General features: G+C 58.3%; 26 protein-coding genes. 13 read left to right on the plus strand and 13 right to left on the minus strand.

Going from position 1 to position 24860, the window contains the following annotated elements; translation table 11 throughout:
* Window positions 1-120 precede the first annotated feature (120 nt).
* Complete coding sequence (locus ACN0RV_RS02165) at window positions 121-1386, plus strand: dicarboxylate/amino acid:cation symporter (RefSeq protein ID WP_417345136.1); 1266 nt, start codon at window positions 121-123, stop codon at window positions 1384-1386.
* Between the two features lie 367 nt (window positions 1387-1753).
* Window positions 1754-3430, plus strand: a complete 1677-nt coding sequence (locus ACN0RV_RS02170) for a methyl-accepting chemotaxis protein (protein WP_417345137.1) — start codon at window positions 1754-1756, stop codon at window positions 3428-3430.
* 71 nt (window positions 3431-3501) lie between these two features.
* Here the strand turns inward: ACN0RV_RS02170 and ACN0RV_RS02175 are convergent, their stop codons facing one another.
* From ACN0RV_RS02175 to ACN0RV_RS02200, 6 genes are all read right to left on the minus strand, one after another.
* Complete coding sequence (locus ACN0RV_RS02175; RefSeq protein WP_417345139.1) at window positions 3502-4056, minus strand: hypothetical protein; 555 nt, start codon at window positions 4054-4056, stop codon at window positions 3502-3504.
* Window positions 4057-4439: 383 nt separating this feature from the next.
* The gene (accC, locus tag ACN0RV_RS02180) at window positions 4440-5786 is read right to left on the minus strand and encodes an acetyl-CoA carboxylase biotin carboxylase subunit (protein ID WP_417345141.1); all 1347 of its coding nucleotides are present in this window, start codon (window positions 5784-5786) and stop codon (window positions 4440-4442) included.
* 10 nt (window positions 5787-5796) lie between these two features.
* Complete coding sequence (gene accB, locus ACN0RV_RS02185; RefSeq protein WP_417345142.1) at window positions 5797-6255, minus strand: acetyl-CoA carboxylase biotin carboxyl carrier protein; 459 nt, start codon at window positions 6253-6255, stop codon at window positions 5797-5799.
* A gap of 14 nt (window positions 6256-6269) precedes the next feature.
* Window positions 6270-6731, minus strand: coding sequence for a type II 3-dehydroquinate dehydratase (gene aroQ, locus ACN0RV_RS02190; RefSeq protein ID WP_417345144.1), 462 nt, complete (start codon window positions 6729-6731; stop codon window positions 6270-6272).
* Between the two features lie 241 nt (window positions 6732-6972).
* Window positions 6973-7392: an alternative ribosome rescue aminoacyl-tRNA hydrolase ArfB gene (gene arfB, locus ACN0RV_RS02195; RefSeq protein ID WP_417345145.1), complete on the minus strand. Its 420-nt coding sequence runs from the start codon at window positions 7390-7392 to the stop codon at window positions 6973-6975.
* Between the two features lie 96 nt (window positions 7393-7488).
* Entirely contained in the window at window positions 7489-7908 is a 420-nt protein-coding gene (locus ACN0RV_RS02200; protein ID WP_417345147.1) for a DUF2057 family protein, read from the minus strand.
* A 471-nt stretch (window positions 7909-8379) separates the two neighbouring features.
* Here ACN0RV_RS02200 and ACN0RV_RS02205 point away from each other — a divergent pair, with 471 nt between their 5' ends.
* The 3 genes from ACN0RV_RS02205 (at window position 8380) to ACN0RV_RS02215 (ending at window position 10334) form a co-directional block, all read left to right on the plus strand.
* The gene (locus tag ACN0RV_RS02205; protein WP_417345149.1) at window positions 8380-9351 is read left to right on the plus strand and encodes an alpha/beta hydrolase; all 972 of its coding nucleotides are present in this window, start codon (window positions 8380-8382) and stop codon (window positions 9349-9351) included.
* A gap of 76 nt (window positions 9352-9427) precedes the next feature.
* On the plus strand, window positions 9428-9628 hold the full coding sequence (locus ACN0RV_RS02210) for a DUF2061 domain-containing protein (protein WP_417345151.1): 201 nt from the start codon (window positions 9428-9430) through the stop codon (window positions 9626-9628).
* Window positions 9629-9752: 124 nt separating this feature from the next.
* Entirely contained in the window at window positions 9753-10334 is a 582-nt protein-coding gene (locus ACN0RV_RS02215; RefSeq protein ID WP_417345153.1) for an LON peptidase substrate-binding domain-containing protein, read from the plus strand.
* Window positions 10335-10687: 353 nt separating this feature from the next.
* Here the strand turns inward: ACN0RV_RS02215 and ACN0RV_RS02220 are convergent, their stop codons facing one another.
* Window positions 10688-12448: a protein-disulfide reductase DsbD gene (locus ACN0RV_RS02220; RefSeq protein ID WP_417345400.1), complete on the minus strand. Its 1761-nt coding sequence runs from the start codon at window positions 12446-12448 to the stop codon at window positions 10688-10690.
* Between the two features lie 220 nt (window positions 12449-12668).
* Between ACN0RV_RS02220 and ACN0RV_RS02225 the strand changes: the two genes are divergently transcribed.
* Window positions 12669-13217 carry an FxsA family protein gene (locus tag ACN0RV_RS02225; RefSeq protein WP_417345155.1) on the plus strand — a complete coding sequence of 183 codons (549 nt, stop codon included), beginning with the start codon at window positions 12669-12671 and terminating at the stop codon, window positions 13215-13217.
* A gap of 118 nt (window positions 13218-13335) precedes the next feature.
* Here ACN0RV_RS02225 and ACN0RV_RS02230 read toward each other — a convergent pair whose 3' ends face one another.
* Window positions 13336-14640: an MATE family efflux transporter gene (locus ACN0RV_RS02230; protein WP_417345157.1), complete on the minus strand. Its 1305-nt coding sequence runs from the start codon at window positions 14638-14640 to the stop codon at window positions 13336-13338.
* Between the two features lie 311 nt (window positions 14641-14951).
* Between ACN0RV_RS02230 and ACN0RV_RS02235 the strand changes: the two genes are divergently transcribed.
* Both ACN0RV_RS02235 and groL read left to right on the plus strand, forming a co-directional pair.
* Window positions 14952-15242: a co-chaperone GroES gene (locus tag ACN0RV_RS02235; RefSeq protein ID WP_028110039.1), complete on the plus strand. Its 291-nt coding sequence runs from the start codon at window positions 14952-14954 to the stop codon at window positions 15240-15242.
* Window positions 15243-15282: 40 nt separating this feature from the next.
* Entirely contained in the window at window positions 15283-16929 is a 1647-nt protein-coding gene (groL, locus tag ACN0RV_RS02240) for a chaperonin GroEL (RefSeq protein ID WP_417345159.1), read from the plus strand.
* Between the two features lie 75 nt (window positions 16930-17004).
* On the opposite strand, the gene ACN0RV_RS02245 is transcribed toward groL, so the two are convergent.
* Window positions 17005-17445 carry a PaaI family thioesterase gene (locus ACN0RV_RS02245; RefSeq protein WP_417345161.1) on the minus strand — a complete coding sequence of 147 codons (441 nt, stop codon included), beginning with the start codon at window positions 17443-17445 and terminating at the stop codon, window positions 17005-17007.
* Window positions 17446-17572: 127 nt separating this feature from the next.
* A complete protein-coding gene (locus ACN0RV_RS02250) occupies window positions 17573-18460 on the minus strand; it encodes a LysR substrate-binding domain-containing protein (RefSeq protein ID WP_417345402.1) in 888 nt (295 codons plus the stop codon).
* Window positions 18461-18576: 116 nt separating this feature from the next.
* Between ACN0RV_RS02250 and ACN0RV_RS02255 the strand changes: the two genes are divergently transcribed.
* From ACN0RV_RS02255 to ACN0RV_RS02265, 3 genes are all read left to right on the plus strand, one after another.
* Window positions 18577-19425 (plus strand): SDR family oxidoreductase, encoded by an 849-nt coding sequence (locus tag ACN0RV_RS02255; protein ID WP_417345163.1) that lies wholly within the window; start codon window positions 18577-18579, stop codon window positions 19423-19425.
* A 276-nt stretch (window positions 19426-19701) separates the two neighbouring features.
* Window positions 19702-20241 (plus strand): DUF3016 domain-containing protein, encoded by a 540-nt coding sequence (locus ACN0RV_RS02260; RefSeq protein ID WP_417345165.1) that lies wholly within the window; start codon window positions 19702-19704, stop codon window positions 20239-20241.
* A gap of 89 nt (window positions 20242-20330) precedes the next feature.
* Window positions 20331-21194 (plus strand): VOC family protein, encoded by an 864-nt coding sequence (locus ACN0RV_RS02265; RefSeq protein ID WP_417345167.1) that lies wholly within the window; start codon window positions 20331-20333, stop codon window positions 21192-21194.
* Between the two features lie 4 nt (window positions 21195-21198).
* Here ACN0RV_RS02265 and ACN0RV_RS02270 read toward each other — a convergent pair whose 3' ends face one another.
* Window positions 21199-21516 carry a prephenate dehydrogenase gene (locus ACN0RV_RS02270; protein ID WP_417345169.1) on the minus strand — a complete coding sequence of 106 codons (318 nt, stop codon included), beginning with the start codon at window positions 21514-21516 and terminating at the stop codon, window positions 21199-21201.
* 238 nt (window positions 21517-21754) lie between these two features.
* Here ACN0RV_RS02270 and ACN0RV_RS02275 point away from each other — a divergent pair, with 238 nt between their 5' ends.
* Window positions 21755-22588, plus strand: coding sequence for a TraB/GumN family protein (locus ACN0RV_RS02275; protein WP_417345170.1), 834 nt, complete (start codon window positions 21755-21757; stop codon window positions 22586-22588).
* Between the two features lie 7 nt (window positions 22589-22595).
* On the opposite strand, the gene ACN0RV_RS02280 is transcribed toward ACN0RV_RS02275, so the two are convergent.
* A complete protein-coding gene (locus ACN0RV_RS02280; RefSeq protein ID WP_417345172.1) occupies window positions 22596-23135 on the minus strand; it encodes a hypothetical protein in 540 nt (179 codons plus the stop codon).
* A gap of 38 nt (window positions 23136-23173) precedes the next feature.
* Window positions 23174-24187 carry an EF-P beta-lysylation protein EpmB gene (gene epmB / locus ACN0RV_RS02285; RefSeq protein ID WP_417345174.1) on the minus strand — a complete coding sequence of 338 codons (1014 nt, stop codon included), beginning with the start codon at window positions 24185-24187 and terminating at the stop codon, window positions 23174-23176.
* 41 nt (window positions 24188-24228) lie between these two features.
* On the opposite strand from epmB, the gene efp reads away from it, so the two are divergent.
* Window positions 24229-24801, plus strand: a complete 573-nt coding sequence (efp, locus tag ACN0RV_RS02290; RefSeq protein ID WP_028110029.1) for an elongation factor P — start codon at window positions 24229-24231, stop codon at window positions 24799-24801.
* Window positions 24802-24860 lie beyond the last annotated feature (59 nt).

Here is a 24860-nt window from a genome sequence, read left to right on the forward strand (position 1 = left end):
GATATTCTCTGCGTCTGGGATCACTTTTGAGGGAGATTCTCTGGGGGCACGATGAGGCCTCAGGGTACAATTTTCCTCTGCACAACCCTCTCTGTTACCCAACTACTCCATAGGTCTCCTATGTCTACAAAATCCAATCCCCTGGCACTGTGCTGGGGCAAGTGGCGTGCCCTGCCTTTATGGGCACAAATTCTGGCTGGCATGCTGGCCGGAATTCTGACCGGTGTCTCGCTCGGTGAAAGTGCCGTGCACCTGAAGTTCATCGGGTCCCTGTTCGTGAACACCATCAAGATGCTGATTGTGCCTCTGGTGTTCTGCTCCCTTATCGTTGGTGTGACCTCGATGCAGGACACCCAGAAGATGGGGCGGGTGGGACTGAAATCCTTCCTCTTCTATCTGGGCACCACGGCCATCGCCATCTCCATCGGCCTGCTGCTCGGCAACCTGTTTCAGCCCGGTGCCGGTGTGGAGATGACCCGGGAGGTGGTCCAAACCACCCAGGTCAGCGAAGCCCCCAGCCTGGTGCAGACCCTGGTGAATATGGTGCCCACCAACCCCATTGAGGCGCTGGCCAAGGGGAAAATTCTGCAGGTGATCGTATTCGCGGTGGCCCTGGGCATCGCCCTGGTGCTCATTGGTGAGCGTGGTAAGCCAGCGGTGCAGCTGTTTGAGTCCCTGGCGGAGGCGATGTACAAACTGACCGACATGGTAATGGCGCTGGCGCCTTACGGTGTCTTTGCCCTGATGGCCTGGGTGGCCGGCAAGTATGGCATCGATGTGCTGTTGCCCCTGCTCAAGGTGATCCTGGCTGTCTACCTGGGGTGCCTGCTGCACATCTTCGGTTTCTACAGCCTGCTGCTGGCCATTGTGGCCAAGGTGAACCCCTTACGCTTCTTCCGGGCGATCTCCGAGGCGATGGCGGTGGCCTACACCATGTCCAGCTCCGCAGGTACCCTGCCGGCTTCGATGAAATGTGCCCGTAAGTTGGGAATCAACAAGAGCATCTCCAGCTTTGTTCTGCCCCTGGGGACCACCATCAACATGGATGGCACCGCCCTGTATCAGGGGGTGTGCGCCTTGTTTGTGGCGCAGCTGTTCGGTGTGGACCTGACCCTGGTGCAGTACCTGACCATCATCGCCACGGCGACCCTGGCGTCCATCGGTACCGCGGGGGTACCCGGTGCCGGTCTGGTGATGCTGACCCTGGTGCTTACTTCAGTGGGCCTGCCCCTGGAGGGGGTGGCTCTGGTGGCGGGCATCGACCGGGTGCTGGACATGGCCCGTACCGTGGTGAATGTGTCTGGAGACCTGGTGGCGACCACGGTGATTGCGCACTCCGAAGGTGAGGTTGAGGAGGTTGAGTCTTTGGCGCCGGCGTCCGCTTAACCCTTGTCAGCGGCAGGTTGCCATTCGGTGGCCTGCCGCGTTGTTACGACTAAGGTGTCATTTATTCCAGGTGCAATCGGACACTTAGATAAATTTGTATTAGCAATCAATGAATTAGCCTCTCTCGGACCTGAAATAAATATAATCACCTGATTAGAAACGAAAAAAATTCACATTTTGTTTCTACCAACGCCTCTCTTCAGTTCTCTCTAGGCTGGCATTCAACCCAGCTAATGCCATGGCAAGCCATTTTCACTCAAAATCGCAATTGTGATGCGAATCCCGTTCGTGATAACTGGCGTGGTGACGCCGGTCACTGGTTGGCCGGGTTTTAGGGATTGTCATTTTTCGAGTCAGGAGAGGTTTGATGAGTCGACTTGGATTGATGGGCAAGATGCTGCTGCTTGCTCTGGTACCTTTGGTGTTGACCCTGGTGGTGGTGTTTTCCGGCTCCATCTATTTTAAGAATCAAACGCTGGACCAACAGGTAAACACCTTTACCCAGGATCTTCGTGCTCAGAAGATGAAGCAGGTGAAGGATGCAGTGACCATTGCACTGGCGTCGGTTCGCAACCAGATTCAGGCCCAGCCGGACAGGCCAGCTCTTCAGGTAGTGGAGGAGACCCTGAACAAGGTGACCTTCGGTGACGGGGGCTACTTCTTTGTCTACAACTTGGAGGGCACGGTGCAGTTCCATGGACTTAAGCCCCAAACCAAGGGTCAGAATCAACTGCATCTCAAGGACCCCAACGGTACCCCTTTCATCGCGGAGCTGGTGAAAGCCGCCAAGGCCGGGGGAGGCACAGCCTCCTACTTCTACCAGAAGCCTGGGAGCTCCGGACTGGTGGAGAAGATCAGCTATGTCGAACCTCTGAACGAGTACGGTTGGCTGCTGGGCACTGGTGTCTATGTGGATGAAATCGACTCGGCTGTCGCCGCCTTCCGAAGCGATGCCCAGGCGATGTCCGACAAAGAGGCCCTGACCACCTCAGGGCTGGGCCTGGGGATCCTAATTCTTGCCGTGCTTGCCATCCTGTATGTTTCACGGCGCACCGTGGCACCGGTGAACGCCATGTTGGCGAGTTTGCAGGAGATTGCTCAGGGCGAGGGCGATCTGACCAAGCGTCTGGATGTGAAAGGACAGGATGAGATCGCCCAGTTGGCTGAGGCGTTTAACCGCTTTACCTCCAAATTGCAGCAGACCATGAGTGAGGTTGCCGAGGCCACGGAGCAGGTGGGTATGGCCGTAGACAGCATCAACGATCAGACTGCCACCATCAGCCGTCAGTTGTCGGTGCACGATGATGAAACCGAGCAGGTGGTCACCGCAGTGACAGAGATGAGCACCGCGGCTGCTGAGATTGCGGGTAATGCCAATCAGGTGGCGGATGCAACCCAGGCCGCAGCCGATGATGCGGGCATCGCCCAGGACAAGCTGGGCCATTCGGTGACCTCCATCAATGCCCTGGTGGATGAGGTGGACTTGGCGTCTCAGCACATCGATCGCCTCAATGAGCAGTCCACTAAAATTCACAGCGTACTGGGTGTTATCGGAGATATTGCCGACCAGACCAACCTGCTGGCACTCAACGCCGCCATTGAGGCGGCCCGGGCAGGGGACCAGGGTCGAGGGTTTGCCGTGGTGGCGGATGAGGTGCGAGGCCTCGCCAGTCGCACCCAGACCAGTACTCTGGAGATCAAAGAGATGCTGGATGAGCTGCATCAATCGGTGTCCAAGGCGGTGAACACCATGAGCAACAGTCAGCAAAACTGTGAGAACACCGTGGGCTCTTCGTCAGAGATCACCACCAGCCTCAACGCGGTATCCGGCGCGGTCAATGAGATTAACGACATGACCAGCCAGATCGCCACCGCAGCCACCCAGCAGAGCTCGGTGACCGAGGAGATCAACCGTAATATGGTGGCCATTCGTGACATCGTCGGCGAGCTGGTGCATACCAGTGAACAGTCGGCCCGGGTCTCTGAGCGGCTTGGTCTTTCTGGCCAGCAGCTGCGACAGCTGGTGGGCCAGTTTAAGATCTAGAGTGCAAACAGAGAGGCGCTTAAGCGCCTCTCTGCATATGGCGACGGCATCAGGTCGCCAGGGAGTGGGAATCAGTTCATGCTGACCTGGTTGGCTTCAATATTGAGTTTCGCCAATGCATCCAGCAATCCACGGATGTTCTCTTTGCCTGCACCTTCGTTGGCCATTCTCAGGCGGGTAACTCCGGCAAAGGCGTCGCCTACGGTCGCGGTGTAGGGAGTCACCACAAGCTTCTCCATCACCACCTCGCCGGTGGCAGAATCAACCAGCTTGTAGTTGACGTGAGAGGTGACGGTCATATCCAGCCCAAACAGCGGCTGGTCCAGTTTCTGCAGTTCGGCGGTCAGGTGGTAGCGGCCCTTTTCTCCATAGAGTCCGTGGCTCTTCAGAGAGGACTTGAGGGCACCCATAAAGGCTTTGTCGCTGATCTGTGACGTCCAGGCAGGGTTTGTCTCCTTACCACCTTTTACCTTTTCTACGCTGACCTCGTTTTTCAGGGCATTATCGTAGGTGGCATTGGTGGTCTCGCTGTTGGCGAGGATCATGGCATCCATCTTGGCGCCGCTGGCGCAACCGCCAAGTACTAGGGCGACAATAGAGATCAGAACAATTTTCAGTTTATTCATTACAACTTCTCAGTGTCTTAAAAAGTAAGAAAGTATTGTGGTTAAGGGGTATGACGTAATTCGTTCATCTTTCCGACAGCGCTCCTTGCGTCATGCTATTCCTTGTTGTTAGACATCCTGTGATCTTTCGTCGATGAATCCACCAGGGATGTCGGACTGAAAGTCATTGATTGTGATGTGCAGGCGCTGGTGAGTTTATGTTTTGTGCGGAAGTGATGCAATGGTGCGGCTGTAGGAAATTGCCCATGATGCATATAGGAAAAATTCAGCAATTCAGATATTTGCCGTGAGTGACCTAGGACGGTCCGCCATAGGCACAGTAAGTTCGCCCACAAAAAAGAGGACCCTGAGGTCCTCTTTTCTCATTCGGCCGTGGCCACTCCTTAGGAGGAGGTGTCCAGCTTCTTCTCCAGGTAGTGGATATTGGTACCACCGTGCTGGAAGTTCTCATCAGCCATGATCCTCTGCTGCAGAGGAACGTTGGTCTTGATGCCGCCCACCACCAGCTCGCGCAGGGCGTTCTTCATGCGGGCGATGGCGATATCCCGGTTCTCACCGAAGGTGATCAGCTTGCCGATCATGGAATCGTAGTGAGGCGGAACCTTGTAGCCGGCATAGATGTGGGAGTCCCAACGGATCCCCATGCCACCGGGTGGGTGGAAGCGATCGATGTTGCCGGGGGAGGGGATGAAGGTATCCGGATCCTCGGCGTTGATGCGGCACTCAATGGCGTGACCACGAACCTGCACCTGCTCCTGGGTAATGGAGAGGGGCTGGCCGGCGGCGATACGCAGCTGCTCCTTGATGAGATCCACGCCGGTCACCATCTCGGTTACCGGGTGCTCAACCTGGATGCGGGTGTTCATCTCGATGAAGTAGAACTCGCCGTTCTCATACAGGAACTCGAAGGTACCGGCACCACGGTAGTTGATGTCGATACAGGCGCGGGCACAACGCTCACCGATGAACTTACGCATCTCTTCGGTGATGCCAGGAGCCGGCGCTTCCTCAACCACTTTCTGGTGGCGACGCTGCATGGAGCAGTCACGCTCGGCCAGATGGATGGCGTTGCCTTGACCGTCCGCCAGAACCTGAACCTCGATGTGGCGTGGGTTCTCCAAGAACTTCTCCATGTAAACCATGGGGTTGCCAAAGGCTGCACCGGCTTCCGCCTGGGTCAGCTCGATGGATTTCAGCAGTTCGGACTCGGAGCGCACGACTCGCATGCCGCGACCACCGCCACCACCGGATGCCTTGATGATCACCGGGTAACCGATGCGCTTGGCAATCTGGGTGTTGACCTTGGGGTCGTCGCCAAGAGGGCCGTCGGAGCCGGGTACACAGGGTACGCCCGCCTTCTTCATGGCGGTAATGGCGGACACCTTGTCGCCCATCAGACGGATCACCTCGGGGGAGGGGCCGATAAAGATGTAGCCGCTCTTCTCCACCTGCTCGGCGAAGTCGGCGTTTTCAGCCAGGAAGCCGTAACCCGGGTGGATGGCAACGGCGTCGCTCACCTCGGCTGCAGAGATGAGGGCGGGAATGTTCAGGTAGCTTTCGGTGGCTGGGGCCTTGCCGATGCAGATGGTCTCATCGGCCAGCAGCACGTGCTTCAGGTCCCGGTCGGCGGTGGAGTGCACCGCTACCGTTTTGATACCCAGTTCGCGACAGGCGCGCAGAATTCGCAGGGCGATCTCTCCGCGGTTCGCAATGACCACTTTGTCCAGCATAGTGACTTCCTTACTCGATGATGAACAACGGCTCGTCGAACTCAATGGAATCGCCGTTTTCCACCAGAATCTGCTTAACCACACCGGCCTTGTCGGCTTCGATCTGGTTCATCATCTTCATCGCTTCGATGATGCACAGGGTGTCACCCACAGCGACGGTGTCGCCCACTTCAACGAAGGGCTTGGCCGCTGGGCTTGGGGAGCGGTAGAAGGTACCTACCATGGGGGACTTCACTGCGTGACCGGAAATGGCTGGTGCAGCCTCGGCAGCAGGAGCGGCCGCAGGGGCAGCAGCTACAGGTGCAGGCGCTACGGCAACCGGGGCCTCAGCGACAGTGTAGGAAGCGGCCACAGGCGCATTGCCGGTACGGCTGATGCGTACGGACTCTTCCCCTTCGGCGATCTCCAGCTCGGCGATGCCGGATTCCTGTACCAGTTCGATCAGTTTCTTGATTTTGCGAATATCCATAGTGGTTCTCTTATTCAGCTGCGCTCGTACTCGTCCGCACGATTCAAGTAATTAACCGCACTTTGCAGTGCAAATTGGTATCCGTCCGCGCCCAGACCGCAAACGACTCCTACCGCCACATCGGAAAAATAGGAGTGGTGCCGGAAAGGCTCCCGGGCGTGGACATTTGACAGATGTACTTCAATAAAGGGGGTGGAAACCGACAGAATGGCGTCCCGCAAGGCCACACTGGTGTGGGTAAAGGCGGCGGGATTGATGATGATGAAATCCACGTCGCTGGCGTGGATGGCATCGATCAGTTCAGCTTCGGAGTTGCTCTGGATATGGCTAAGGCTAACCTGATGATCTTCGGCGAGTTTGGTCAGACCAGTGACGATCTCATTCAGGGTCATCTTACCGTAATGGCCTGGCTCGCGCCGTCCCAGCATGTTCAGGTTGGGACCATTGACCAGCAAGATTCGCTTTTGCTTCGACATTTTGCGCCTATCCTCTGCGAACGTGTGTGCATATTCAGTGTAAATCGTTAGACACCAAAATTCGCCACAGTTTCACACCCTTGAATTCCAGTGATAGCCATTATAACTACATCAACGAAAATGGCAGCATTTTACTGGTCTAATCACGTGTGTTGCCCACAGTGTTAATAGCGACGGCGGACCCTTCGCGGTGAAGGGGAAATGCCCGTCAATCGGCAAAAAGGTTAACCACCGCTTTGGTTTAATCCTTTGGGGGGGAGCGCCTCAGTTGCTTACGCTGACTCTGGCGGCTTTTGCTGTCCAGGCGACGACGGACGCTGGCCTTGGTCGGTTTGGTGGCGTGGCGGGCCTTGGGACGGAAGGCGGCTTTCTTCAGCAGGGCCTGAAGGCGATCCAGTGCATCCTGGCGATTCATCTCCTGGCTGCGAAATTGCTGCGCCTTGATGAGAATTTTGCCGCCTGGGGTGATGTTGGGGTGGGAGAGCCTGTCCAGCCCCTCTTTATAGTGCTCAGGAAGGGTGGGGGAGCGGCGATAGTCGAAGATCAGCTGGATGGCGGTGGAGACCTTGTTGACGTTCTGCCCCCCTGGTCCCGAGGCGCGGATCGCCTGAAACTCCAGTTCGGAGGCGGGAATGGTAAGGCGATTGGACAGAGTCAGCATGGCGAACTACCGCAAAGAAAAGAGAGAGTATACCAGTCTCACGCCGTTGGGGCTGCCCAGAGAGGAAGGCGGCCCGCCTGGGCCGCCCGGCCGGGACTAGTCGGCCAGCAGCCTGGCAATGGCACCCTGGCCCAGATAGGCCTTGTGGACGATAGCCTGGCCATCGGATTTCAGGTCAAACTTGGGGTTGCGGGCGTAGGACTTGGCCTGGTCCAGAGCCATGGGCAGATCGGCGTTGAGTTGGTAGTTGGCACTCCCGTCGGCATCAAATACCACATAGATGGGGCCAGAGACGACCATTTCGTGGTGCTCAGGGTGAATCCGATGGGGGTTGGCATATCTCAGGGTAATGACCTGCTTACCCTGTCCCAGATCCAGGCTGGAATCAAAGGCAGACACCTGTTGGCCGTTCACATTGGTGGCATAGAAGCCCTTGGGCAGTTGCAGTGTGCTGGCGGATGCGGTGGCGGTCAGTAGCAGGGTGGCGGCCAGGGTGGCCAGAGAGCGTAAGCGCATACAGATACTCCTTCCTTCATTACTGCGCGAGTGGTGCCCCGTGACAGCCGGGGCGCCCCGTGTCGCGCTCCGGTGGCTTTCCTGCCGGGCCGGAACCGAGCCTTGTGGTTGTTGTGTGGGCCCGAACTGCGACATTGATCACGTTTTACCATTTTGTTACCGAAAAGTGAACTCCTGCCCGACTTTGTTCGGTCTCATGTCGGCTCGGGAGGGAGAAGCTGCTGATTTTTGCCTGCTGGGCAGGATAGAATCGCCAGAGGGTCTGGGAGTCTGGTGCTGCCCGGTTACAGGAGAGTGGAAAAGGCCACATTGTTCTAAATTTTAACAACTTCTGATATTTTCTATCCCCTTCGAGACTGGGGTGGCGACCCCTGCGTCAGGGTAAACAGGAGCAGGATATTGACTCCACTTCGTATTTTGGCCGGGGCTGAAGCCCGGCGGCAATTCGCTGAACACGGTTGGAAAACCGCGTTGTTTGATCGTTTCATCGCGGCGTCAGGGGGCCCCAAGTGGCTGCCCATGGCCGCCCTGGATCGGGCCCTGATGACCCGCTGGATCCCGAGCCACCAGAAGATGCAACTCCTGGGAACCTCCTCCGGTGGGTGGCGCTGTGCGGCCCTGTGTCACCCCGACCCAGCTCAGGCTCACCGGCGGTTGCAACATGCCTATATTGGCCAGGTGTATGAGACGCGCCCCACTGAAGCGGTGGTGAGAAGCAACTGCGTCACCATAATGCGCGCCCTGGCTGGCGAGCAGGGCTATGAGGCGCTGCTCAGTCAGCCCAATCGGGTGTTGAACCTTATCGCCTGTCGTTGGAAAGGGCAGCGTACCCGTCGACCACTGTTGCAGGGGGCCAGCCTGGCGTTGACGGCAGGGCTCAATCTGGTCAGTCGACCCCTGATTCAGCACCAGTGGGAACGCTGGCTCTTTTCTGCTGAGCACCAGGGGTTTTATGAGCCAGGGGAGCTGACCACCCATCACAGTGCGTTGACCGAGGAGAACCTGGAGGCTGTACTGCTGGCCACCGGCAGCATTCCCCTGCTTTCACCTGGTGAGGTGGACATCAAGGGGGCCGCCGCCGGCCGCTATATGGATGGAGGCATCACCGACTACCATCTGGATCTGCCGGTGCTGAGCCGGGGCGGGCTGGTGCTTTACCCTCACTTCCACCCCTATGCGTTACCGGGCTGGTTCGACAAATCACTCAAGGGGCGTCGGGCCGGTGTCAACTTCGAACGGGTGGTGATGCTGGTGCCCTCCGAGGAGTTCATTGCCAACTTGCCGAGTGCGAAGATTCCCGACCGTAATGATTTCAAGACCCTGCCAACTGACGAACGGAAGCAGCGCTGGCATCAGGTTACCGAAGCCGGAGAGCAGCTGGCCCAGGCTTTTGAAGCGATGGTCAGGGGGGAGCGGCCCCTGAAAATAGAGGCGATCGATTAGGGCATTCGTATTTACTGGCTTTCAATGCAAATAATAACTATTATCATTGATTAAAGTCCAATACGGAGATACCCCAATGTTGAAGACTCTGACTTTTGCCATCATGCATTTTTCCATCGCCTTCGTTCTGGTGTATCTGTTAACCGGCAGCTGGGCCATAGGCGGCGCCGTGGCGGTGATTGAACCCCTGGTCAACACCGTTGCCTTCTACTTTCATGACAAGGTGTGGAAGAGGGTGGAGCAGCGCAGGGCCCAGTGCGAGGCTCTGGCCGCCTGACCAACAAATGAACCCCCATCGCTGAATCTGGGTCTAAACTAGTGGAAAGCCCGCAGATTCAGAGGTGATCGCAGCATATGCAAACCTCAGTTGAGAAGGGTGACATCTCCGGCTGGGAGGGTGTATGCACAGAATGACCGTCGCCCTGCTGCCCATCGACAGCCCGGTGCTGCCGCAGGGGCGCAAAGAGCTTCGCATGGTGACCCCAGGTCAACACCGGGTGGTGGCCGAGCATTACCATAAGCAGTTGCCTCTGGTGGTCTGTGTCCAGCGGGAGGACGATGAGCTGCCCTGCTACCCAATCGCGGCCGTGGTTAATATTATCGATTTTCACCAGCTGGAAGATGGCTGCCTGAGCCTGATCGTCGAAGGATGTCGCCGGTTTAAGGTGTCTGACGCCTGGGCCGAGGCCGACGGGGTGTGGATGGGCCAGGGACTGGTGATGAATAACTGGCCCTCCCTGCCCATGCCCGCCAGATTTGAGCTGCTTGGCGAAGCCCTGGAACGTCTGTTTGAGGTCAGGCCGGAACTGGGTGAGCTTTACGGTGAACGTCAGTTGGAGGATGCCTGCTGGGTCGGTCAGCGTTGGCTGGAAATTCTGCCTCTGCTGGAACAGGATACCCAGGAACTGCTCAGGGCACCGGACTGTACCCGTACCCTTCGGTTCATTCTGTCACTGATTGTCCAGCCGGAGAACCTGGCCTGACAGAGCCCTCTGACCACATCGCCGAGCCCAACCGCCCCGCACCTGATTGCGGGGCTCTTTCATTGGTGTCGCACCCAGGGTGGAGCCCTTTCCTCACCCACCACTGAGCCCCCCTTTTTAAGTGGGCGTTATCAAAACCTTTACAAACTCTTACGACACTTTTAACGGGCCGCTCGGTCAGAGTAATCAGAGAACGCTGTAGGTGGTCGCCTTGGGTGACGGCGGGAATCTGCATACCAACAGAGGGAGAGCGTGATGCTGAAACTGAGGTGGAGTTATTTGTGGATGGGGCTGGCGTTGATCACCAGCGCCGGGTTGTTGGCCCAGGCGCTGGTGTGGTTGGGGTAATCTGACTAGAGCACCCCGTCCAGGTGTGACGCGAAGCGGGTGGCGTTCATAAAGCCAGTGACCCGCTGGCGGCTCAGCTCATTACCCTGACGATCGAAGAACAGGATGGTGGGCAGGCCCAGCACCTGATAGCGTTCCTGGATTTCGATATCCAGCTCGTCATTGGCGGTCATGTCTGCCTGTAGCAGCACCATCTGGTCGGTGCGTTTCATTACTTCAGGTTTGGGGAAGGTCTTCACCTCGAACTCTTTACAGGCCACACACCAGTCCGCATAGAGATCCAGCATCACCGGCTTGCCTGTGGCAGCGGCTTTGGCCACTTCCCGTTCCACATCTGCCAGGCTTTTCACCCGGATAAACTCCACCTCGTGATGGGCGCCGCCGGCCTCTGCGATCTTGTCGCTGTAGAGGGCGTAGCCGACGCTGAAGCCGCCATAGCCCAGGCTGCCCATCATCAGGGCTCCCAACACCAGGTAGCGGGCGCTCTGGCCGATGCCCTGACGGGTGTTGCGGTTCTCTTTCAGCAGGTAGAGCACCAGGGCCAGGCCCCACAGGCTCCACAGCAGGTCCGCCACTACGCCGCTCCACATGCGGGTCAGCATTACGATGGAAACGGCGATCAGCAGGAAGCCGAAGACGTGCTTGATGATCTCCATCCAGGCTCCGGCCCTGGGCAGCAATTTGCCACCCGAGGTACCTAGCAGCAGCAGTGGAGCGCCCATACCCATGGAGAGGGCGTACAGGGCCAGGCCACCGAGCATAAGGTCACCGCTCTGGGCCACGTAGATGAGGGCGCCGGACAGAGGGGCGGTGGTGCAGGGGGAGGCCACCAGGCCGGAGATCAGGCCCATCACCAGCACACCGGTGAATGAGCCGCCCTTCTGGGAGTTGGAGGCCTGGTTCAGTTTGTTCTGCCAGGAGTCGGGCAGTTGCAGGTTGTACACCCCGAACATGGAGAGAGAGAGCACCACGAACAGGATGGCCAGACCGATCAGAATGGCGGGATGCTGCAGGGCAGCCTGATACTTCAGGCCGGCGGAAGCCACCACCAGACCCAGGGCGGAGTAGGTGATCGCCATACCCTGTACATAGGTCATGGAGAGGGCGAAGGCCCGTCCGGTGGAGAGCTTGTCCCCTTGGCCGGCGATGATGCCGGTGAGAATTGGGTACATGGGGAACACACAGGGCGTAAAGGCCAGCAGAATACCCAGGCCGAAGAAGGTCAGAATCACCAGGCCCAGATGGCCGCCGGAGAGCAGGGCCGCCAGGCTGTCCTGTTCTGTGGCAGGAGTACCCACGGCTGCGGCCGGGGTGGCAATCAGCCCGTCGTTGGCGGCTACTGCGGAGAGCAGTACCTTCTGGCGGGTGGGCGGATAGCACAGTACCTTGTCCAGACACCCCTGGTAGGTGATGGTCAGTTCGGTGTTCTCTGCGGCTTCCAGAATGGGCAGAGCCAGAGTGACCCGGTCGAAGTAGACTGGCTGCTCACCAAAGAAATCGTCGAAGTGGGAGGTGGCCTCGGGATAGACAAAGTCGCCAACCTTGGCGTTGCCCTCGATTTTGACGCTAAATCGCTCCTGATAGAGGTAGTACCCCTGTTCGGGCATCTCCCAGGTCAGCTCCAGCTTGTTGTCCTGCTGATAGAAGTTAAACAGGTATGCCTGGTCTACCGGGAGAACTTCAGGCTCCTGGTTTAGGAAGGAGAACTGGGCGAAGGCTGTGCTGCTCATGGTGAGCATCAGGGCCAGGGCAAAAAGTCTTTTCATCATTGTCTGTGTGTTGTTCCAATCATTTCCATTGGGGGGTGAATCGCCCGTTGGCGAACCCTTGCGGGCAACACCCGCCTGTATCGATTGAGACCGCTACTTTACTGGATCCATCCCGGTGCTGCATCGATAAATGTAACAGCCCATGAAGGCTGACTTGAAAATAGACCGGCCCACCCCCATTTGAGTTTCTTAACCAGACAGAATTTGTGAGGCAGGTGTGGTTTTCTATCTCTTTTTACTCTTTGCGGTGATGCCGATCATCGAGATCTCCGTTTTGGTGCAGGTCGGCACCACCCTGGGCGCCTGGCCCACCATAGGCCTGGTGCTGCTGACCGCGGCCCTGGGGGCCTCTCTGGTTCGCAGCCAGGGTTTGAGCACCATGATGGAGGTACGTAACCGCATGGCCCGGGGAGAGATGCCCGGCACCCAGATCATGGAAGCCATGTTACTGGCGGTGGCCGGCGTACTGCTGGTGACCCCGGGTTTTGTTACCGACCTATTTGGCCTGCTGGTGCTCACCCCCTTCACCCGCCGCAAGCTGGCCACCTGGCTGATGAGCCGAGCCCAGGTGCATATCGCCACCCAGCAGCAGGGGTTTGGCTTCCATACCCAGTTTCATCAGCAGCGTCCCTTCGATGAGCAGCCAGGCCCGTTTGGCGAGCAGCAATCCCCTTTCGGCGAGCAGCGTCCTTTTGACCGTCAGGACAGTCGGGATCGCGGTGGTAACACCACCATCGAAGGTGAGTACGAGAGAAAGGATGACTGAAGTTCTTGAGACCGTTGCGCCACTGTGGTCAACTGTCCGGGTTCACCAGGGTTCGAGTTAGCGTTTGAATCCGATGTGACAGAGCCGCCCCAAGGGGCGGCTTTTCTATGCCTGGCGTTCAATCCAGGGGAGAACTGTGTGCCTCGGTGAGAGACTCGGGTTCACACACCCGGGTGGCCAGGTGATAACAGGCCGCGCCCATCATCAGGTTGGCCATGGCGACGCCGATAAAGGCCCCTTTCACCCCAAAGGCCCAGGCGCCCACCATGGTCATGGGGATCAGCATCAGGAACAGCCTCACCGCATTCAGGGAGAGGGCGGTCATCGGCCGGTGATAGGCGTTGAGGGCCAGGACAAACAGGATAACCACGCCCAGGGGGCCATAAGCCAGAGGCAGTACCTGCAGGTACCAGATGAGGTATCCCTGAACCGTCAGATCCTGACTGAATATCGCCGCAATCTCCCCCAGCCAGGGCCAGATCAGCAGGTACAGCCCTAACTGCAGCACAATCACGAAGCGGATGCTGCCCATCAGGGCTTCCTTGGCACGCAGGTACTGACCAGCCCCCAGATTCTGGGCGATGAAGGGCATCAGGGAGCCGCAGAGGGCGGTGACGCCGACCAGCATCAGGGCTTCGATTCGGGTACCCGCCCCGAAGGCCGCCACTGCCTGGGTGTCGATTCGCGCAAGAATCGCCAGGATAACCCCGTTGGCCAGGGGGTTCAGCAGGTTGGAGATCGCCGCGGGTCGGGCGATGTGCAGCAGCCGCCGCCAGTGTTCAAGCCAGCGCTGGCAGGGGGCGGCAATCAGGCGGTATCGCCATCCCAGCATCCAGGCCGCCACGGCAAAGGTGATCAGCCAGGAGAGCACGGTGGCGATGGCGGCGCCCTGCATCTCCATGCGTGGGAAGGGGCCAATGCCAAAGATAAGCAAAGGGTCGAGGACCGCATTCACCAGGGCGGCCACGGCGGTGACCACCGCCGGGGTTCGGGTGTTGCCTGTGGCGCGCAGTGCCTGGTTGCCCACCATGGGCAGCACCAGCAGGCCGATGCCCAGATACCACACCAGCATGTAGTCGCAGATCATCTCCAGCATCGCCGGTTCGGCCCCCATCAGGGCGAACAGCGGCCGGATGGTCAGGGCGCCCGCCAGGGCGATCACCACCACGATCAACATTGCCAGCAGCAGGCCATGGGTCAGGAAGCTCCTGGCCTGGGGCAGGTCGCCCTGTCCCAGCAGTCGGCCCATATGGGCACTCATGCCAGCGCCCATGCCCAGGGCGATGGAGGAGACCACCAGGGTGACCGGGAAGGTCATGGAGATGGCCGCCAGGGGCTCGGTGCCCAGGCGACTGATGAAAAAAGTGTCGGTCAGATGGTAGAAGAGCAGGCTCAGTACACCCAGGAGGTTGGGTAGGCTCATACGCAGCAGAACTCTGCCTATGGGAGCGGTTAAAAGGCCGTGCTTATCATACATCCGGTAAGTCACATCTAGGTTGGGGACGGAGTCGTCGGGAGGGCATGGTACCAGCGGCTTGGGGGCCAGCGCAAAGAGGGAGAGGCAAAATACGGGCCTCTGTGGCATCTTTTTTTACCGGGGTCTGGGCAAAAAAATTTTGACTTCACCCTTGTGTTTTCAGCCATCGGCCCCATATTGAAAATCATCTGGCGGCGCAGGCCGCACATATTATTGAAGATTTGGTTTTAGACGGAACCTTTTAGGAGACATCAGAGATGAAGATTCGTCCATTGCATGACCGGGTAATCGTTAAGCGTACCGAGGTTGAGTCCAAGTCCGCAGGCGGCATCGTACTGACCGGCAGTGCAGCGGAAAAGTCCACCCGTGGCCAAGTTATGGCCGTGGGTAATGGTCGCATCCTGGACAGCGGTGAAGTGAAGCCCCTGGATGTGAAAGTAGGCGACGTTGTTATCTTCAACGAAGGCTATGGCGTTAAGACTGAGAAAGTGGACGGCGAAGAGGTCCTGATCATGTCCGAGGCCGATATTCTGGCCATCGTAGAATAAGTCACTCTGTAGATTCTGAATTTCAAAGGGAAAGCGCAACATGGCTGCTAAAGACGTAAAGTTTGGTAACGACGCCCGCGTAAAAATGCTGGCTGGTGTAAATGTTCTGGCTGACGCCGTTAAGGTGACTTTGGGTCCTAAGGGCCGTAACGTGGTTCTGGACAAGTCCTTCGGCGCACCGACCATCACTAAAGATGGTGTGTCCGTGGCCAAGGAGATCGAACTGGACGACAAGTTCGAGAACATGGGCGCCCAGATGGTGAAGGAAGTGGCTTCCAAGGCCAACGACGCTGCCGGTGACGGCACCACCACCGCCACCGTACTGGCCCAGTCCATCGTCAACGAAGGCCTGAAAGCGGTTGCCGCCGGCATGAACCCCATGGATCTGAAGCGCGGCATCGACAAGGCCGTAGCCGCCGCCGTCGAGCAGCTGAAAGATCTGGCCGTTGAGTGTAAGGATTCCAAGTCCATCGCTCAGGTAGGCACCATCTCCGCCAACTCCGACACCGCCATCGGTGAGATCATCGCCACCGCCATGGAGAAAGTGGGTCAGGAAGGCGTGATCACCGTGGAAGAGGGCCAGGCTCTGGAGAACGAGCTGGACGTGGTTGAAGGCATGCAGTTCGACCGTGGTTACCTGTCTCCCTACTTCATCAACAACGCCGAAGCTGGCACCGTTGAGCTGGATTCCCCCTTCATCCTGCTGGTGGATAAGAAGATCTCCAACATCCGTGAGCTTCTGCCCATTCTGGAAGGCCTGACCAAGGCTGGTAAGCCACTGCTGATCATCGCCGAAGACGTTGAGGGCGAAGCCCTGGCGACTCTGGTGGTGAACAACATGCGTGGCATCGTGAAAGTGGCTGCCGTTAAGGCCCCTGGCTTCGGTGACCGCCGCAAGGCGATGCTGCAGGATATCGCCATCCTGACCGGCGGTACCGTTATCTCTGAAGAGATCGGTCTGGAGCTGGAGAAGGCCACCCTGGAAGATCTGGGCAGCGCCAAGCGCGTTGTGATCTCCAAGGACAACACCACCATCATCGACGGCGTAGGCGCCGAGGACCAGATTCAGGGTCGCGTTGCTCAAATCAAGCAGCAGATCGAAGAGTCCACCTCCGACTACGACAAAGAGAAGCTGCAGGAGCGCATGGCCAAGCTGGCTGGCGGTGTTGCCGTAATCAAGGTTGGCGCGGCCACCGAAGTTGAGATGAAAGAGAAGAAGGCCCGCGTGGAAGATGCTCTGCACGCCACTCGCGCCGCCGTAGAAGAGGGCGTGGTTGCCGGTGGCGGTACTGCCCTGGTTCGCGTTGCAGCCAAGATCACCGAACTGACTGGCGACAACGAAGAGCAGAACGTCGGTATCCGTCTGGCCCTGCGTGCCATGGAATCCCCTCTGCGCCAGATCGCTTACAACGCCGGTGAAGAGTCCTCCGTTGTGGCCAACAACGTCAAGGGCGGCGAAGGTAACTACGGTTACAACGCCGGTAACGACACCTACGGTGACATGGTTGAGATGGGTATCCTGGATCCCACCAAGGTAACCCGCTCTGCCCTGCAGTTCGCCGCTTCCGTAGCCGGTCTGATGATCACCACCGAAGCCATGGTGACCGACCTGCCTAAGGATGAAGCTGCCGCAGCCCCTGACATGGGCGGCATGGGCGGCATGGGCGGCATGGGCGGCATGATGTAATCTGCCGGTCTACCGACCTCCATGAAAAAACGGACGCCAAGGCGTCCGTTTTTTTGTGCGCTTGGCTTTGGCGAGTTAACCCTCGGCATAGCCTTTGGCCTCTGCCAGAGGGGACTTGCCTCGTACAAAGATGCCGTTACCCCGACCGATCTCCCTTCCTTCGTCGTCGTAGACCACGGACTCGGCGATGAACTGGGTCCTGTTGCGATTCACTATCTTGCCCTCAGCGCGCATCTTGCCGTTGGCCACGGGACGGGTCAGATAGGTGGTGAAGGAGGTGGTCAGCACAAAGAACTCCGATTCCAGGGAGTTGGCGGCGAAGAAGGCGGCGTCATCCAGCATCTTGAAATAGACAGACCCATGAACACCGCCTGCTGAGTGATGGTACTGCTCGGACAGTTCAATCTCTATGCTGGCGCAGCCTTCGGATACCTCCATGGTTGGCTGGTAAAAGGCATTGATGGGGGCTGCCGCATACATGCTGACCAGCCTTTGGTAGTGATTCGAAGGGCTCATCTTATCCTTGTCTCCCTGAAAGGCGCCGGTCGCTCCTTGGGGGGGGCGATCCGCATGGGGCGTCATTGACCCCTTTGGCCAAGATAGCCCCATGGGTGCGGGGTGACAACCGACTCAGCGAACTGACCTAACCGAACAGCCTGGCTTCCAGCAGGTAGTCGAGCAGGCAGCGCACTCGTTGGGGGATCTGTCGCCTGGAGGGGTAGATAAGTGTGAAGATCAGCCGTTCGCTGCTGATCTCCGGCATCAGCTGAACCAGTCTGCCTTCGGCCAGCTCCTGCTGGACGGTCACCGGCAGCAGGCAGCCTATTCCCAGGCCGTCAGACATCATCTGCTGCATCATCAGCGGGGAGCTGGTGCGGAAGAAGTCCGTGGGACGCACGGTGAGGCTGTTGCCCTGGTAAATCAGACGCTGCGTGCCATCTGAACCTGATTGAAACAGGGTGATCCAGCGATGCTGCTCCAGGTCAGCGACACAGGTGGGGGTGCCATGTAGTTCGAGGTATTTTGGACTGGCGTACAGTGAAAACGCCTCTTCATGCAGCACCCTGGCCACCAGGGAGTCATCTTTGGGAAAGCCGATGCGAATGCCCAGGTCGATCTGCTCGCCAATCAAGTCCAGGGGCTGGTCGCTGACCACCAGGTCCAGCTGGATCTGCGGATAGCGTTGGCAAAACCCCTCCAGCACTGGTGCCAGGTGTTTGATGCCCACATCGTGGGTGACCGTCAGGGTCACTCGGCCACTGGGGACGGCGGGCTGACCTATGGCTTCGACGTCGTTCAGCACTTCCGGCAGGGTCCGGGCCAGCTGATAGATGCGATCCCCCTCCGGGGTGATCGCCAGCTGTCGGGTGGAGCGCTGAATCAGCCTGACGCCCAGCGTGGCTTCCAGCCCGGCCACCTGCTCGCTGACCCTGGAGCGGCTGGTGTTCAGCTTGCGGGCGGCGGCGGCAAAGCTGCCACTCTCCACCACCAGAGAGAAGATCGCCAACGGCTTCAGTTGGGAGAAGTTCATTGTACTCAAATTCGGTGCGCTCCATTCGGAAAGGCTCATCTAGTGGTGACAATCATTATTGCCGATACTGGCTGGCATATCGACACGACAGAGACTCATTCCCCAAGGAGAACCCTATGATCGCCATTACTGGAGCCAACGGCCAACTGGGCCGCCTCGTGATTCAATCCCTGCTGCAGCGGGTGTCTGCCGACCAGCTGATCGCCCTGGTACGCACGCCGGAGAAGGCGGAAGATCTGCGCGAGTTGGGCATCGCAGTGCGTGAGGCAGACTATGATCGCCCTGAGACTCTGGCACCGGCATTGGTGGGTGCCGACAAGCTGCTGCTGATCTCCGGCAGTGAAGTGGGCCAGCGAGTGCCTCAACACCGGGCGGTGATCGAGGCCGCCAGGGAAGCTGGGGTGAAGCTGCTTGCCTACACCAGTCTTCTCAAGGCGGACAGCTCTCCACTGGCTCTGGCCGCAGAGCACAAGGTGACTGAGCAGATGATTGCCGAGTCCGGCATTCCGGCAGTGATGCTGCGAAACGGCTGGTATACCGAGAACTATACCGCTCAGGCGCCAGGGCTGGTGGAGTTGGGTATGGTGGCTGGGGCGGCCGCTGAAGGTCAGCTGGCTACTGCGCCCAGAGCGGATTATGCCGAGGCGGCGGCGGTGGTGCTGACTTCGCAAGAGAGTCAGGCTGGCAAGGTGTATGAGTTGGCGGGCAGCAGTGCTTTTACCCTGACAGAGTTTGCCGAAGAACTGGCGAAGCAGAGTGGCAGGAAGGTGGAGTTTATTCCCATGTCTCAAGAGCAATTTGCCGGTGTGTTGGTTGGCGCTGGTTTGCCGGAAGGCTTTGCCGGTGCCCTGGCGGATGCTGAAGCGCACGCTGCCAGCGGTTGGTTGTTTGATGACAGTGGCGATCTGGAGCGGCTGATTGGACGCCCCAGCATGCCATTGTCAGCCACATTGAATCTGGCCTGATAAAGCGTGGTGTCATTCGGGAAGCCGCTCTTCTGAGCGGCTTCCTGTTCAGTGCTGGTGGCCAGGATTCAAGATAAAGCGCTCTGGAATCGCCGGAGGAATCTCTCAAAGGTTAAGCCGGATACACCTGCCTTTTGAAGTCTTGCTTAAAAAAGTGAATTAGATTGGCTTTGTGATCCAGATCGCAAATATTTGAGTGTTCTCATTGAATTTTTTTTGGCCAACTGGCTCTAACCTTGTGAATGATCCAGTTTGATTCCGAACGAGGGGAGCACTATGAGAGCTTTTGCCTGGCTGATGTTATTGGTGATGAGTCCATGGGCAGCTGCGCAGTCCGATGCGCAGGAGTGGCCGACACAAGACGGTCCGGTGACCGTGGTATGGCAGAGTCCTGATGATTACCGTGATGTCCGAGCCAATGCAGGGCGTCAGGACAGGTTTGAAAACCATGTGTTTGCCACATTGGGCAAGGAGTTTCAGAAGTCTCTGAAGCCTTTGCTGAATGATGGTGAGAAGTTGGTCATTACCGTGACGGATCTGGACCTGGCTGGCGACGTTCGCCCCTCCTTCGGTGCGGCAGCCAATGACATCCGCATCGTCAAGAGTGTCTATCCACCGATGATTGAGTTCAGCTGGAGCCTGCAGGATGCCAGTGGCAACCAGGTGGATGGCGATAAGGTGAAGATCAAGGATCTCAACTTCGAGCGTGGCTCCACCAGGGCTAGCCACTCCAGTGACTCACTGCGCTATGAAACCGCCATGATCGAGAACTGGGCCAAACGGGATCTGCCTCAGCCCCTGGCAGCTCGCCGCTAAACTCAACGAGTGCTGAAAAAGCCGGAGTCCCGCTGACTCCGGCTTTTTTTATTGTATAAAGAAATGGGTGGATACAGAGGATGTTGCAGATGAAGATTGCGGAGCATCGGCTGAGAGTCTCAAATCTGGAGCGCAGCATGGCGTTCTATCAGAGCCAGCTTGCCATGGAACTGGTCTCCCTGGAGTCAGAGGGCGGGAGACGGTGGGCCACCCTGAGTTATGGGTCAGCGCAGGCATCTCTGGTGCTGATAGAGGATGAGGTGCCCCTGGCTGTGGCGGTTCAACCCAACCCCGCCGAGGGCTATTGGAAGTTCTCGCTGGCGGTCGACTCGGTTGCGGGTGCGGTATGGGCATTGCGGCGCATGGGGGTGGCCACAGGAGAACCTTTCGAGGTTCCACAGGTGGCATTGCTGTGTCATTTCACCGATCCGGACGGCTATTGCATAGAGCTGGTTCAGAGGATCTTTGGGTCGGTTGCCGAGCCTCTGGGGGAGTCGGGGTTTGCCAGCTTTGCGCCCTCTCTGCTGCTGTCAACGGTCAGGGTGAAGGATCCCGGGCTCTCCCTGGCCTTCTATCAGCAGGCCATGGGGATGCGACTGCTGTCACGACAACCTGTGCCTGAGCGCAACATGACCCTCTACTTTCTCGGCTATGACGATGCGTCGTTACCTGAGCCGGATCTGGAAGCTGTGGCCAACAGGGAGTGGCTGTGGCAGCGCCCCTATACCCTGTTGGAGCTGCAACACATTCAGGGTACAGAGTCCCTGCCTGGCTTCCGATACCACAATGGGCCTGAGCGAGGGTTCGTTGGGCTCGGGGTGTTGGGGCTCGACCCCAGAGAGCTGAAATCGGAGCTGGCTCAGTGGGGCGTGCGCTGGGAGAGCGGCGGCCGCTGGGTGGACCCGGACGGCATTGCCTGGTCCCTTATTTCAATGGTGCACCACGATTTGTGAGCGCTTACTTACCTGCGGCCTTCATTGACTCGCGAAACTGGGTCAGGGTGGAGAGCAGCAGCTCCAGCTTCTGCACCAGGGAGGGCAGTTTTTCGGCGCTGGGGGCCGCCTCAAACTGGTCAAACTCACCTACAACCTCTTCCAGGTAGGGCATGAAGCGGTTGGCTCTGGTGGTAAACCCCTGACCTTCAGGAAAGACAGATTCAAATTTTCCATGCCCCTCCTGACGCAACTGCTCCAGCATGGCATCGGCATCAACCACTTGACGGTAGGCTTGCTGAAAGGTGGCTTTAAACTGGGCGATCACCTGGTTGTAGGACATAGACTCCAAATCCTTGCTCTGAAAAGTTAGTATCGGCTCTGAGGTATTGAATGGTGATGCCGACAACTTGGCCCAAGTCATCACCAAAGCTCAACACACCTCAGAACCCTATTATCCGGGTTGGCCAGGTTAAGAAAAGCCGTTTTAACCCAAAGGCTCAAATCGTCCGCGATCCTGGCCGATCAGGAAGATGCTCTCCGTTGGACAATGGAGGGACAGCCCTAACATTGGAGAGATCATGCGACTGTTGTTATCCCTGCTGCTGTTTACCACCCTGGCTTACGCGGCCCCTGATGACAAACCCCCCTTCTTCCATGTGCAGGGGCCCGAGGGACAGGCCTGGCTGCTGGGGTCGGTTCACGTGGGGCAGGAGGATTTTTACCCCTTTGCCGAGCAGATAGAGCAGGCTTTCATCGCCTCTAGGGTACTGGCGCTGGAGGCGGATACCCAGGATCCGGAGATAGCCCGCCAGATTCAGCCGTTTCTTTACGCCAAGTCCCCCCTTCCAGACAGCCTGTCCCGCAAGTTGGCGGCGTATTGCGGTGAGCGGGGAATGCAGTGCGATCCCAATCTGGCTCCCTGGATTCTGAGCTCACAACTGTTGATGGCGGAGATGGCCCGTGCGGGCTACCAGTCTGCCCAGGGCGTCGAGGCCTATTTCAGTGAGCGTCGCGGTCAGAGACCCTTGTGGGAGCTGGAGGGGATGCTGTTGCAGATGCGGGTGTTCGATGGTTTGTCTGATGACACTCAGCAGGCGATGCTCGAGGGGGCGATGGAGCCCATGGATGTCGGGCCGCTGCTGAATGCCTGGCGCCGCGGCGATCATGACCTGCTGGCAAAGCTCACCTTCGAGGATATCGCCGAAGAACCGGAAGCCTGGGAGGCGTTGATGGTCAAACGCAACCAGGGGATGAGAGACACCCTGATCTCCTGGCTGGAGGATGCCAAGGGGCCAATATTCGTGGTGGTTGGCGCCGGTCATCTGGTGGGTGAAGAGAGTGTGGTGGCCCTACTCAGAGAGCAGGGCGTCACCGTGACCAACTGCTGGCAGAGTCGCTGCCCTGCCAACTGAGGCCAAATCAGAGTCTTTGCTGGATCCAGCTCCAGGCGTTATCGGCCTGCTGGGCGTCGTAGGCGGTCGCCCTGGGGTTGATAAAGCCGTGGGGGGCTTCGGTCAGCTGGACACTGGCGGGCCACTGGGCCTGAGCCAGTTTGTCGCTGCCTGCATCCTCCTGGCATAACAGCAGGTGGGTCTCCACTGGCAGGGGCGCGTGCAATTGGGGCAGTTCACTGCCGTAGACCAGGATCGCTTTCTGGACCTGAGGGAAACTGCGGCGACTCAGCAGGGTGGCGATGGCATTGGCCCCGGCGGAAAATCCAAGCAGAGTCACTGGCGCATCGTGGCCATCCAGCCAGGCTTCCAGTTTATCCACGTAGCCGGGTTTGCTGCAGCGGCACAGGAAGTAGTCGTAGGCTTGCTGCTGATCGTTAAAGGCAAAAGGTTGACCGGCATAGGGGTCAAGCAGCTGACACTCCCCGGCGTGTTGGCTGAGGCTCTCTATCTGGCCCTTCATGCTGGCGTGCTGGCCCCAGATGTCGGTGACCCAAAGCAGTGACATAGTTGGTTCTCCTTCCAAATCTGGCGGAATTGTACCTCTCAGGCCAAGTGCAGATCCACCGGGGTCTTGCTGTTGCGTCCACCAACCTCTCTCACCAGCCTGGGCACCAGAAAGCCTGGCATGGCCTCGAGCAGCTGTGACATCAGCTCCCGGGCCCTGGACTCAGGCAGATCGAAATGGGCAGCGCCCTGAACCTTATCGAGCAGGTGCAGGTAGTAGGGCAGGACCCCGGCATCGAACAGCGCCTCGCTGAGCCGGCCCAGCACCTCGGCACTGTCGTTTACCCCCCGGAGCAGCACCGACTGGTTCAGCAGGGTTACCCCCGACTGGCTGAGCATCAGCAGCTTTTCTTTTAACTCTGGGGTGATCTCATTGGGGTGGTTGATGTGCAGCACCAGCACTGCTTTGAGCCGGGTACTGGTGAGCAGTTGCTCCAGTTCGGTGGTCAGTCGGGCGGGCAACACCACAGGCAACCTGGAATGGATCCTCAGCCGGGTCAGGTGAGGCAGAGTTTCTAGGCGCTTAATCAGCCGCTGCAGGTGGGCGTCCTTGGCCATCAGGGGATCGCCCCCGGACAGAATCACTTCGTTGAGTCGGGTGTCTGACGCCAGGTAGTCGATGGCCTGCTCCATCGCCGACCCGCTCAGCTGATTGTCCCCATAGGGAAAATGACGTCGGAAGCAGTAGCGGCAGTTCACTGCGCAGCCTCCCTTGAGCATCAGCAGGGCGCGGCTGCGATATTTGTGCAGTATGCCCGGTACGGCGGAGGCTTGCTCCTCCAGAGGATCGGGACCGTACCCGGCGATCTGGTCAAACTCTCTGGCTGCGGGGAGCACCTGCAAAAGCAGCGGATCTCTGGGGTTGCCCTTTTCCATGGCGGCCACGAAGGGGCGGGGAACCCGCATCGGAAACAGGGTGCGAGCCGCTGTCTCTTCGGCGAAGCATTCTGGGTCGAGATCCAGGGCTTCGAGGAGCAGTTTGGGATCTGTATAGGCTTGCGCCAACTCCTGTTGCCAGCAGTCGTGCAAATTCAGGGAATTTCGGGTTATCATTTACCGTTAGACGTCAAAACGACCTGTTGGAAGAGAAAATAATGGCTTCTTACTCAACGAACGAATTTCGCTCCGGCCTAAAGATAATGCTGGATGGCGAGCCGTGCAACATCATTGAGAACGAGTTTGTAAAACCTGGCAAAGGCCAGGCCTTTAACCGCGTAAAAATCCGCAAATTGCTTACAGGCAAGGTGCTGGAGAAAACCTTTAAGTCCGGCGAATCCGTGGAAGCGGCGGATGTGATGGATCATGACCTGGCTTACCTGTACAACGACGGTGAGTTCTGGCACTTCATGAACAACGACACCTTCGAGCAGATCGCGGCCGATGCCAAGGCTGTGGGTGACGCCGAGAAGTGGCTGGTGGAGCAGGATGTCTGCACCATCACCGTCTGGAACGACAACCCCATCGTGGTGACTCCGCCCAACTTCGTGACTCTGGAAGTGACTGAGACCGATCCCGGCCTGAAGGGCGACACCCAGGGCACCGGCGGCAAGCCTGCCACCCTGTCCACTGGTGCCGTGGTGCGTGTTCCTCTGTTCATCCAGATCGGTGAGATGGTGAAGGTGGATACCCGTACCGGTGAATACGTAGAGCGTGTTCGCACCAAGTAATCACAGCCTAAGCTTGTGAGATAAACAGTGGGCCAAGGCCCACTGTTTTTGTTTATGGA

Origin of the sequence: Ferrimonas sp. (assembly GCF_048263965.1) — a bacterium.
Lineage (GTDB): Bacteria > Pseudomonadota > Gammaproteobacteria > Enterobacterales > Shewanellaceae > Ferrimonas.

Bases quoted from the DNA above. Each gene is read 5' to 3' on its own strand.
- ACN0RV_RS02215 (WP_417345153.1), top strand. From the start codon at position 9,753: ATGCACAGAATGACCGTCGCCCTGCTGCCCATCGACAGCCCGGTGCTG.
- ACN0RV_RS02275 (WP_417345170.1), top strand. From the start codon at position 21,755: ATGCGACTGTTGTTATCCCTGCTGCTGTTTACCACCCTGGCTTACGCG.
- efp (WP_028110029.1), top strand. From the start codon at position 24,229: ATGGCTTCTTACTCAACGAACGAATTTCGCTCCGGCCTAAAGATAATG.
- accB (WP_417345142.1), bottom strand. From the start codon at position 6,255: ATGGATATTCGCAAAATCAAGAAACTGATCGAACTGGTACAGGAATCC.
- ACN0RV_RS02255 (WP_417345163.1), top strand. From the start codon at position 18,577: ATGATCGCCATTACTGGAGCCAACGGCCAACTGGGCCGCCTCGTGATT.
- ACN0RV_RS02200 (WP_417345147.1), bottom strand. From the start codon at position 7,908: ATGCGCTTACGCTCTCTGGCCACCCTGGCCGCCACCCTGCTACTGACC.
- ACN0RV_RS02165 (WP_417345136.1), top strand. From the start codon at position 121: ATGTCTACAAAATCCAATCCCCTGGCACTGTGCTGGGGCAAGTGGCGT.
- accC (WP_417345141.1), bottom strand. From the start codon at position 5,786: ATGCTGGACAAAGTGGTCATTGCGAACCGCGGAGAGATCGCCCTGCGA.
- ACN0RV_RS02235 (WP_028110039.1), top strand. From the start codon at position 14,952: ATGAAGATTCGTCCATTGCATGACCGGGTAATCGTTAAGCGTACCGAG.
- ACN0RV_RS02250 (WP_417345402.1), bottom strand. From the start codon at position 18,460: ATGAACTTCTCCCAACTGAAGCCGTTGGCGATCTTCTCTCTGGTGGTG.
- ACN0RV_RS02210 (WP_417345151.1), top strand. From the start codon at position 9,428: ATGTTGAAGACTCTGACTTTTGCCATCATGCATTTTTCCATCGCCTTC.
- ACN0RV_RS02170 (WP_417345137.1), top strand. From the start codon at position 1,754: ATGAGTCGACTTGGATTGATGGGCAAGATGCTGCTGCTTGCTCTGGTA.
- ACN0RV_RS02260 (WP_417345165.1), top strand. From the start codon at position 19,702: ATGAGAGCTTTTGCCTGGCTGATGTTATTGGTGATGAGTCCATGGGCA.
- groL (WP_417345159.1), top strand. From the start codon at position 15,283: ATGGCTGCTAAAGACGTAAAGTTTGGTAACGACGCCCGCGTAAAAATG.
- ACN0RV_RS02175 (WP_417345139.1), bottom strand. From the start codon at position 4,056: ATGAATAAACTGAAAATTGTTCTGATCTCTATTGTCGCCCTAGTACTT.
- ACN0RV_RS02265 (WP_417345167.1), top strand. From the start codon at position 20,331: ATGAAGATTGCGGAGCATCGGCTGAGAGTCTCAAATCTGGAGCGCAGC.
- ACN0RV_RS02270 (WP_417345169.1), bottom strand. From the start codon at position 21,516: ATGTCCTACAACCAGGTGATCGCCCAGTTTAAAGCCACCTTTCAGCAA.
- arfB (WP_417345145.1), bottom strand. From the start codon at position 7,392: ATGCTGACTCTGTCCAATCGCCTTACCATTCCCGCCTCCGAACTGGAG.
- ACN0RV_RS02280 (WP_417345172.1), bottom strand. From the start codon at position 23,135: ATGTCACTGCTTTGGGTCACCGACATCTGGGGCCAGCACGCCAGCATG.
- ACN0RV_RS02220 (WP_417345400.1), bottom strand. From the start codon at position 12,448: ATGAAAAGACTTTTTGCCCTGGCCCTGATGCTCACCATGAGCAGCACA.
- aroQ (WP_417345144.1), bottom strand. From the start codon at position 6,731: ATGTCGAAGCAAAAGCGAATCTTGCTGGTCAATGGTCCCAACCTGAAC.
- epmB (WP_417345174.1), bottom strand. From the start codon at position 24,187: ATGATAACCCGAAATTCCCTGAATTTGCACGACTGCTGGCAACAGGAG.
- ACN0RV_RS02230 (WP_417345157.1), bottom strand. From the start codon at position 14,640: ATGAGCCTACCCAACCTCCTGGGTGTACTGAGCCTGCTCTTCTACCAT.
- ACN0RV_RS02245 (WP_417345161.1), bottom strand. From the start codon at position 17,445: ATGAGCCCTTCGAATCACTACCAAAGGCTGGTCAGCATGTATGCGGCA.